Here is a 7,990-nt window from a genome sequence, read left to right as displayed (position 1 = left end):
CCGACACGAAAGTACTCACATGCGCTGCGACCACGCCCCCTACACAGCCGCGGTCCACACCGCACTCGTCGACGCCGGCCACACACCCGAACAGGTGCGGACCGTGACCGAGGCAACTGGTTTGCGCCGCTCCTTGCTGCGCCTGAGCGGACTGCGGGTGCTGTGGGAGGAGGAGAAGGGGTGGTCGGCCGCCGACGCCGACGGCCAGGTGTGGTGGTGCACCGGCGGAGTCGTCGTTCCGCCCGAGCGGGTCGTGGCCTGGGTCGAGGGGGTTCACGCCCGACAGGAGTCAGCGCGCGGGGCCGAGCTCTCCCGCGTCCCCGGTTCCGCGTTGGAGCGAGAGCTGCTCGACTACGTGGACCCCGCCTGGGCAGTGGGCCCAGCGTCTGAGACGGACCCGGCGTGGGCATGAGCGGGGTGCCTCGTCGCTGGCCCCCTACGGTAGGCGCATGAAAATCGCCCTGGCTCGTTCAACGAAGCCTGAGCTCGTCCGTGCGGCGGTTCAGGAACGATGACTGCTCAGGATGTCGATGACGTGTTCGGCGACAGCAGCCAATCAACGAGAGCTCCCCAAAAAAATACACATAGAAGTGACCTGATACTGATAAAAATACCTACTGCCGCAGACCCCCAGCCAGCAAAGACCAATACCAACAGGAGAGACATTTGGAAAAGAAACAAATAGCCTTCTATCCGGGAGTCAAAGAGGATGATATTCCCAGGCTACCGGAGGCGATAAAGATAAGTCTCGTGGAACGACTAACCGAGCTTGCCAATGGGACCATCGAGGGCTTCAATCTCGATCAAGATGTAATAGCAACACTCGGGAAGTACTCATGCAAAAAAGTCTACCTGACCGACCCCGAAACCACCAGGCAATTCAGAAAAGATTCACTTGATGGCAAGAAATCGAAGGTGGGCGCCGACCAAGACGGCGGCTACCGGCTGATATACCGCGACGCCGTAGTTCGACAAAAACCCGCCATCGTTGTGGTTTCGGTGGGACCAAGAAAAGGCCTCGCCGCCTATAAGACCGCAATGCACAGAATCATCAAGCAAGAGACTCAGCGGCAGACAACCACTTCCCAGAAGAAATTTCAACCGCAAAAGCCGACACGCCACCAGGAGAATGCTTCACGGCGAACCAACGGTGGAAACCAAAAACCTGGACGTGGCCTCTAATGCCGAAATAGCAGATTTAGGCCAAGGCGACAGCGGGGCGGCTTCCGAAAGGCACCTGGAGCTAAGATGCACGACACAACTTCTCGAGCGCGTTTCCCTGCACAGCTCTCCCCTGAAATCTCTTCCACACTATCGCCCAGCACGTGCCCACACACCTGGCACACGTGGGCGTAGTCGGCCTCCAAAAAGGCATCCAGGTCCATGGCATCCGCAGGTTGGTGCAGATCGAGCAGGAGCCAGGCGAGACTCCCGCACTCGGGACACGCATGCGTCTTCATGTTCTCCTCCTCACGCTTGGGGTGTCTTCCTTTCTACAGCACTGCACCACACTTCGGGTCGGCGCCGAGCTCGCGCAACCGAGGACGCCACGCCAGGCCTGCATCATCGATGCACAACTCAGATCGCACCCCATCCATCCACGGAAGGTCCATGAGCAACAACACGCCCCCGCCCAACCCACACTCCACCTCGTTCGTCCAAGAACATCTGCCTGCGATCGTGGAACAGATCAGCAGGGACGGACTCAACGCACACCCACTGGTCTTCGGCACCAACCAGCCCGATGCAGTGCTGATCAGCGCGGGACAGTACCGGGCCCTGTCCGACTACTTCGATGACCTGCTCGATGAGAGCTTCTTGCGGAAGCGCTTGTCCGAAGTTCCCGACGACGATGACCTGGAGTTGATTTCCCCCTCGGACCTGAAGAAGGAATTGGGCCTCGAACTGGACGAAGAATAGAAGGACGCAATGGTGATGAAAGAGATCGCCTTCTATCCGGGCGTCAAGGAACACGACTTCCCTCACCTTCCCCAGGAATACAAAATACCCCTAGTCAACGCCATCGAAGGAATCAGGAAGGGAAAGATATCGGGTTCACCACTCGAGCGCGAACTCGGTGATTACGGATGCAAAAAGCTGTATCTCTCCACACCAGAAGAAAGTAACCAGCAAGAACAGAACAAGGCGTCTGGGCTCCCCGTCAACCAGGGGGTGGACTTCGCCGGGGGGTACCGGCTGGTGTATCGCGAGGCTAAGGTTCGCGGCAAGGAAGCGATAGTCCTGGTTTCCGTCGGCCCCCGCAAAGGGTCTGAGGTTTACAGGGCAGCAATGAGTCGGCTCAAAGCCCAAGCGAACGCCGCCTGGGAAGCAACAAAGAAAACTCAACCGACGAACTCAAGAATTAGCCCGAGCCCACCGACCACACAGACCAGGGCAGCACACCGACCCCAGCCCAAGTCAGCTGGCGGACGAGGTCTGTGACAAAAACGAGTACCGACTGCTTCGAGGGACCCATCAAGCAACTGCGCAGGTCGGCCCCTCGACGCGGTCCGGTCGGCATTGTCAACGGGGCGGCAGATGCCGCCCCACACGGGCTGGGGCCCAAAACTATGCCTGCTCTTGCGGAGATCCTCCCTGCTCCGTGGCCGCATCCTGCCGGTCGATCACCTTCTGCAGCCGGTCCAAGGAAGCGCGCATCCTACGGATATGACCGACACGCACAGCCTTCGACCGCTCATAATCCAATCGCTTCTGCTGCACCCACTTCCGCGACGGGGGAACGCCATCAGGAATGCTCTCATCTGACCTCATGACTCCATCCTCCCCAATGCCGAGGACACAACAGCACCCCCATCCCGCACATGAGCAATCACAGACACCACCCCCAACTGAGTTCCCTGGCCTGAAGCACACCCCCGGAGGACCAACGCACATGTCCCAGGACGCACAGCTGCTCGTGGATCTGGTCAGGGCCACGGCACCACTCAGTCCCGCGCAGGCGCGCGCGATCCTGCGCACGTCCGGAGTGGTCTCGCCAGAGTCCTTGGCCGTCGTCGCCGCCCGGGCACGCGCCCTGGCCGACAACGCCCGCGTTCTGGAGCTCGCCGCTGGCACAGCCGCCCGCACCGCGGGTGTGAGCCCCGCTGTGCTGAGCCACGCTGTCGGCCTCAGCAGCCGAACGCTCCACGAACGCTACGCACGCCACAAGGTGCGCATCATGACGCCCTCACGCGCGGTGCCCAGCCTGGTGGAGTACGACCCCGCCACCGGCGCCCCCCGCCCCCTGGTGTTGGAACTGCAGCTACTCACCGGTGTTCTGAGCCTGATCCCCGTCGACACCCCCCGGTCGGGTTGGGTCGAGGACTGCCACCACTGGCCCGTGCCCCTGATCACGGGGCCGGCCGGCCCCATCCTGCTGCAACGGGTCAACCCGCTCGCCCTACGGGTCCTGGTGGGCACCGACCACGTCAACGGACACAAGGTCCCCGACGATGACGCCCGGCAGGCCATCGAGCAGATCCAGCAGATCTGCGCTGCGGTGGAACACACCTACCCGGTGCTGCGAGTGGTCAGTGCCACCGACTACTTCCGCGGGCAAGACCCTGCGAGCGTAGCTTCAGGCCTGGGCCTGTCCGTGGGTGCTGACACCGACCAGGTGGCCGCAGCCGCCGAACGCGTGCAGAGCAAGGCCCACGAGGAGCTGTGCCTGCTGGAGGGCACCGTCGACTACCTCACCGCCGCAGTATCGACTGGGTCTCCACCCTCACTTCGCCCGCAGGTTTCAGACGTTGCCCTGGACCTTTCCCCGCAGCTGGGCGAACCTCTCCGGGATGTGGTGCGCGCTCTGAGCCCTGTGATGGACAGGGTGCCGAATCCATTGGGTTCGGGGCGCGCTTACCGGGCCTGCGCGGAGCTGATCAACGCCATCGAATCCGAGGATCCGCGTGCTCTGTCCCGGGCGACAGCAAGCCTCTTGGGACTGGACACGGCTGATCAGTACGACTTGGCCGGCGTGCCCGGTCTGCGCCCCGCATGGGAGGCCTTGGTCCAAGCCGAAGAGCAATCGAAGAAGTAGTGGGCTGGTGCCTTGGGCAGACCCGCGCCGCGGCCCTGCGTTCGGCGGCCAGGCGGGGCATGGTGCGTAAACGCTACGACGATTCGAGGAAGGTCTCCGGGCCGTGTGCTGCTGCACTCGAACGTGCCCATGGAACAGCTCGCAATGGGGCGCGACAGTACCTGACCTGCCGCCGGCGCTCAAGCTCGACCTGCAGCGGCCCCACCAGGGTGGGTGCGGTCCTCACACCGCGCGCAACCGCGGTTGGTCTCGGCGCCGCGGCGGCCGTACCTCGTAGAAGGGGGCCTGGACCTCGGGGATGTCGTCTGGCAGGTCTGCAAGTAGGGCTTGCCAGTCCTCATAGCTGCCTTTGAAAGCCAGCTGGGGGTTGACGTACCACACCGATTCGCGTCCCCGGCGAAAAATCAGGCCAGCCTCTGTGAGCGGCTTGGTCGCGTGGCTGACGTAGGTCTCGTCGATGTTCAGGCGCTCAGCGATCTCCGCGCGGGTGACGGGGGAGGCGTAGCCCTCTTCGATGTTGTAGAGGATCTCGTCCCAGACGTCCCGGCAGGTCCCAGTGAGGATCATGTTCGGCAGCAACCGGTAGAGGTCGTGAGCCGTCAGGAGTCCGTATTCCTCGATGGACACAGTTTGCGTGGCAGTCGTAGCGCTCATCTTCATCCCTCCACTTTGAGTTTACGACGACGGCGGGGAGGGCGGACTTTCGTGGTCGGCAGTTCGATCTCGGGGATGTCTTCCGGGATGTTGGCGATGGCTCGGGCCTGGAGCTCGCTCTTACCGACGAAGACGCAGCGAGGGTTGACGGTGACCTTGCCACGCTTGGTCCACAGCAACAGGCGGTCAGCGAGCACCTGCAGGCTCTCCCCGACCTGCTGGCGAACGATGCCCAGCTCGTCGGCAATGTCCTGTTGGGTCACTCGGATCGTGAGTCCTTCGAGGTCGCCCTTGCGGCCCTTCCGTGGACGCAGCTTACCGAGAAGCGTGTGAAAGATGTCGTAGTCGGTGACGTTGAGCCCCATGTGGGGGAGTTTGGCCGAGAGCTCGACCGACATCATGTAGAAGCCACGCGAGCCGACGAAGTCGTAGTGCGTTTGGTCTGCTCGGTCGACGTGGAGGCGGTCACCCCGCTTGAGGTACAGCATCTTTCCGTCGTCGTCCGGCTCTGACTGCGGAAGGTTGCGACGCTTCGCTGGGCTGTCGACTGCACGCAGCGGGACGCGGCGTGCCAGGTTGGCCACGTGAGTTGCCCTTTCCGTTCGATCATGCGGGGAGGTTCCTGCCACTCCTGCCGCATCACACCCCACTGAGGTGTTGTTAATTTACACCTGAAGGCAGGTTACAACCTGCACTCCACCCCGCGCATCCCCTCGCGCCGTTCTGAGGTGTTGTTAATTTACACCTTTAGGCAAGTTACAACCTGCACAAGCCACTCCGGCGCGCCGAACGCTAGCTATAACCTGCTTTCGGGCAGCCGAAAGCAAGTCACAAGCTGCACACGATCCTGCATTTCCGCTGGTCACAGCGTTTTTGCCGGACTGGCCTCTTGTAGTAAAGGAAGTACGGCTCTGGGCCTCCCCTCGCCCCGCGCACGCGAACGGAGCACCCCTCCGAGCAGTTATCACGACACCGGAGGGTTGCTGGACTTCGTGGTCAACGACTGGTGGTACCCGGGGGGCCAGCCCCCCGGGACCCCCCGCGCCGACCGGGAACCTGGCGCGCATCCGACGTGCGCAACCCCAGGAGGCTCGCGCCAGAACCCCGGCCGGACCAGTCACCTGGGCTGAAGTCACCCGGGGCTGGTGCATCCGTACCCCACCTATACAAAGTAAAGGTGACATGTCCGCTCTACCCAGCCTTGGTCAGGCTCCAATGGCACCGGGGGCAGCGCCGCCGTTCGACGTGCGTGGAGCTCACCTGGACAGTGATCGTCCGGAACTCCGCGTTGCAGGATCCGCAGTGCTCCCGCTCCGGCTGGGGCTCCAAGGCCTTCAGGAACGCCCCCAGACCCCCTGGGCCGCCAGCTGGCGGCTGTTCACTCCTCGCAGAACGGGCACCGGTACGGGCGCTGGCCAGGCTCTGCCGAAACTTCTCCGCCACCTCCTCCTCTGACGACCCCGGGGTTTCTCCGTCCGTGCCTCCCCGGCCCACTGCTGCCTGGGGCTTGTCCAGGGCCTTTTCGCAGTCCACGCACATCGGGGCGTTGTACTTCGCGAACAGCTCCGGCATGAGCGCGAGGTTGTGTTCATAGCAGTGCCCTTCCCCCGGTACACGCGTGGAAGAGGCAGCCGCGGCCGCCGCTTCGGCCCGGCGCCGGCGCACGACCTCCAGGTGCTCGTTCAGCCGTGAGACCGAGCTGAGCCGACTCGACACCACCCCGAACGGCTTCACGATCTGCTCCAACCCGTCGAAGACGTCACCGAGCTCGCCCTCGGCCAGGTGACCCGCCTCCAGCAGGGTCCGCAGGCGGCGGGCGAGTGAGCGCTGGTCGTCGCGGCCCTTCAGGCACATCCTCCACGGCACGTACCGCTCGACCAGGGCCAGCACCGGGTCCGGCGCGGGCGCCGTAGGCGGCTTCGCGTCGTGACCCGACCCTGCCTGAGAGTTCTCTCCTCCGTCCGTGGCCGCATCGCGCGGGTGGGGCACCCCGCCCTGTGGCTGGGGCTGCTGCGCGGACGGAGAAGGGTGTGTCCGGGGGTGTGTATGAGGGTGTGTACGTAGGTCTCCAGTTTCCACATCCCCAGCCTGCAGTTCCCACATCCCCAGCCTCTTGTTTCCACGCACCCCTTCCTGTGGATAACTCGGGTTATCCACAATTCCCAGGTCAGGGGGGGTGTGTGGAAACTGCAGGCTCACGGTCTGGTCGCCTCGGACAACTTCCTGGCGGGCGGTGATCAGGGCTGGGTCGCGCCACTCCGAGATGCGCAGTGCCTTGGGGTAGTGCAGGCCCCCGCGCGGCATCACCCGCATGGCATAGGAGACCGGTTCGTGGGTGACCCCGTGCCGCTTGTCCCCTCGGTGCACCAGGCCGTGCTTGGCGATGTAGCGGGACTCCTCCAGATCGCGGGTGATCTGACTGACCCGCGACACCGACAGGCCGAACCGGTCGGCGATGGTCTCGCGGAAGAGCCAGTCCCCCGTGGTCACCCGGGACCGGGACAGGTCGCTGTGGGCGGCCAGGAACACGTACACGCCCAGGTGGCGCAGGCCCATGTCCGGATCCAGGGCAGGCCAGGACAGGACCTGGACGTAGGGCATCTGGTCACGGCGTTCGGCTGGCGGAGTGGTGCTGTCGGGGCCCTCCTCCCGAAGGCGGCGGGCGATCCCCTTGGGCTGGGCGTACTCCCACCGGTCCATGGCGCCCGGGTACAGGAACCCCTCGGGCGGGGCCTGGGAGAGCTGGAAGCGCGGCTTGACGGACTTGCGGCCGCGCTTCTCGGTGCACTCGGCAGGGCACGGCACCTCCGCTTCGGTGAAGCATCCCGGGCAGGTGCGGATCTTGACCCGGGACGGGCCCACGATCAGCGCGCCGGCCTGCGCCAGGCGCGGGACCAGGCCGGGCGGGTTGTCCTTGCGGCCGCCCTTGCGCATCACCACCTGTTCCGACACTCGGAAACGGGCAGCGATGTCAGCGGCCGTGACCGAGGAGGACACCTCGCCCTCCGAGGTGTCCAGGAAGGACCACAGGAACGCGAGGGCGCCCAAGGCCTGAGCGTCTACCTTCCGGTCGTAGACCGCGAAGCCCGGCATCTGGAAATGGGGGATGACGATGGGTCGGCCGTTGGGGCCGATGATGGGCGCCCCGTCGTCACCGACGGGACGCTGCAGCTGATACTTCGCCACGGCAAGCCTTTCCAGGCCGTCCGCAGACAGGGCAGCTCAGTGGACTCATCGCCTCGAATGGGTAGGATGAGACTGTGTTGGTGAGCGCCCTGGTCCACGATCGACCAGCTCATC

Annotated in this window: 8 protein-coding genes; 5 read left to right on the top strand and 3 right to left on the bottom strand. The window is 64.2% G+C overall.

Annotation, left to right across the window (positions count from 1 at the left end; translation table 11 throughout):
• The first annotated feature begins 19 nt into the window (after positions 1-19).
• From ABZ234_RS07935 to ABZ234_RS07915, 5 genes are all read left to right on the top strand, one after another.
• The gene (locus ABZ234_RS07935) at positions 20-412 is read left to right on the top strand and encodes a hypothetical protein (protein ID WP_355011471.1); all 393 of its coding nucleotides are present in this window, start codon (positions 20-22) and stop codon (positions 410-412) included.
• A 254-nt stretch (positions 413-666) separates the two neighbouring features.
• Entirely contained in the window at positions 667-1,182 is a 516-nt protein-coding gene (locus tag ABZ234_RS07930) for a hypothetical protein (RefSeq protein ID WP_355011470.1), read from the top strand.
• A gap of 429 nt (positions 1,183-1,611) precedes the next feature.
• Positions 1,612-1,920, top strand: coding sequence for a hypothetical protein (locus ABZ234_RS07925; protein ID WP_355011469.1), 309 nt, complete (start codon positions 1,612-1,614; stop codon positions 1,918-1,920).
• 15 nt (positions 1,921-1,935) lie between these two features.
• Positions 1,936-2,442 carry a hypothetical protein gene (locus ABZ234_RS07920; protein WP_355011468.1) on the top strand — a complete coding sequence of 169 codons (507 nt, stop codon included), beginning with the start codon at positions 1,936-1,938 and terminating at the stop codon, positions 2,440-2,442.
• 451 nt (positions 2,443-2,893) lie between these two features.
• Positions 2,894-4,036, top strand: coding sequence for a hypothetical protein (locus tag ABZ234_RS07915; RefSeq protein ID WP_355011467.1), 1,143 nt, complete (start codon positions 2,894-2,896; stop codon positions 4,034-4,036).
• A 222-nt stretch (positions 4,037-4,258) separates the two neighbouring features.
• On the opposite strand, the gene ABZ234_RS07910 is transcribed toward ABZ234_RS07915, so the two are convergent.
• The 3 genes from ABZ234_RS07910 to ABZ234_RS07900 form a co-directional block, all read right to left on the bottom strand.
• A complete protein-coding gene (locus tag ABZ234_RS07910; RefSeq protein WP_355011466.1) occupies positions 4,259-4,696 on the bottom strand; it encodes a winged helix-turn-helix domain-containing protein in 438 nt (145 codons plus the stop codon).
• A complete protein-coding gene (locus tag ABZ234_RS07905; RefSeq protein WP_355011465.1) occupies positions 4,693-5,274 on the bottom strand; it encodes a hypothetical protein in 582 nt (193 codons plus the stop codon). The genes ABZ234_RS07910 and ABZ234_RS07905 overlap by 4 nt, the downstream gene beginning before the upstream one ends.
• A gap of 607 nt (positions 5,275-5,881) precedes the next feature.
• The gene (locus tag ABZ234_RS07900) at positions 5,882-7,876 is read right to left on the bottom strand and encodes a hypothetical protein (RefSeq protein WP_355011464.1); all 1,995 of its coding nucleotides are present in this window, start codon (positions 7,874-7,876) and stop codon (positions 5,882-5,884) included.
• Between the last annotated feature and the right edge of the window lie 114 nt (positions 7,877-7,990).

The organism is Nocardiopsis sp. NPDC006198 (genome assembly GCF_040613895.1).
GTDB classification, from domain to species: Bacteria; Actinomycetota; Actinomycetes; order Streptosporangiales; family Streptosporangiaceae; genus Nocardiopsis; species Nocardiopsis tropica.
The sequence above is the reverse complement of the archived record's forward strand: the minus strand, read 5'-3'. Positions and strand labels throughout refer to the sequence as shown.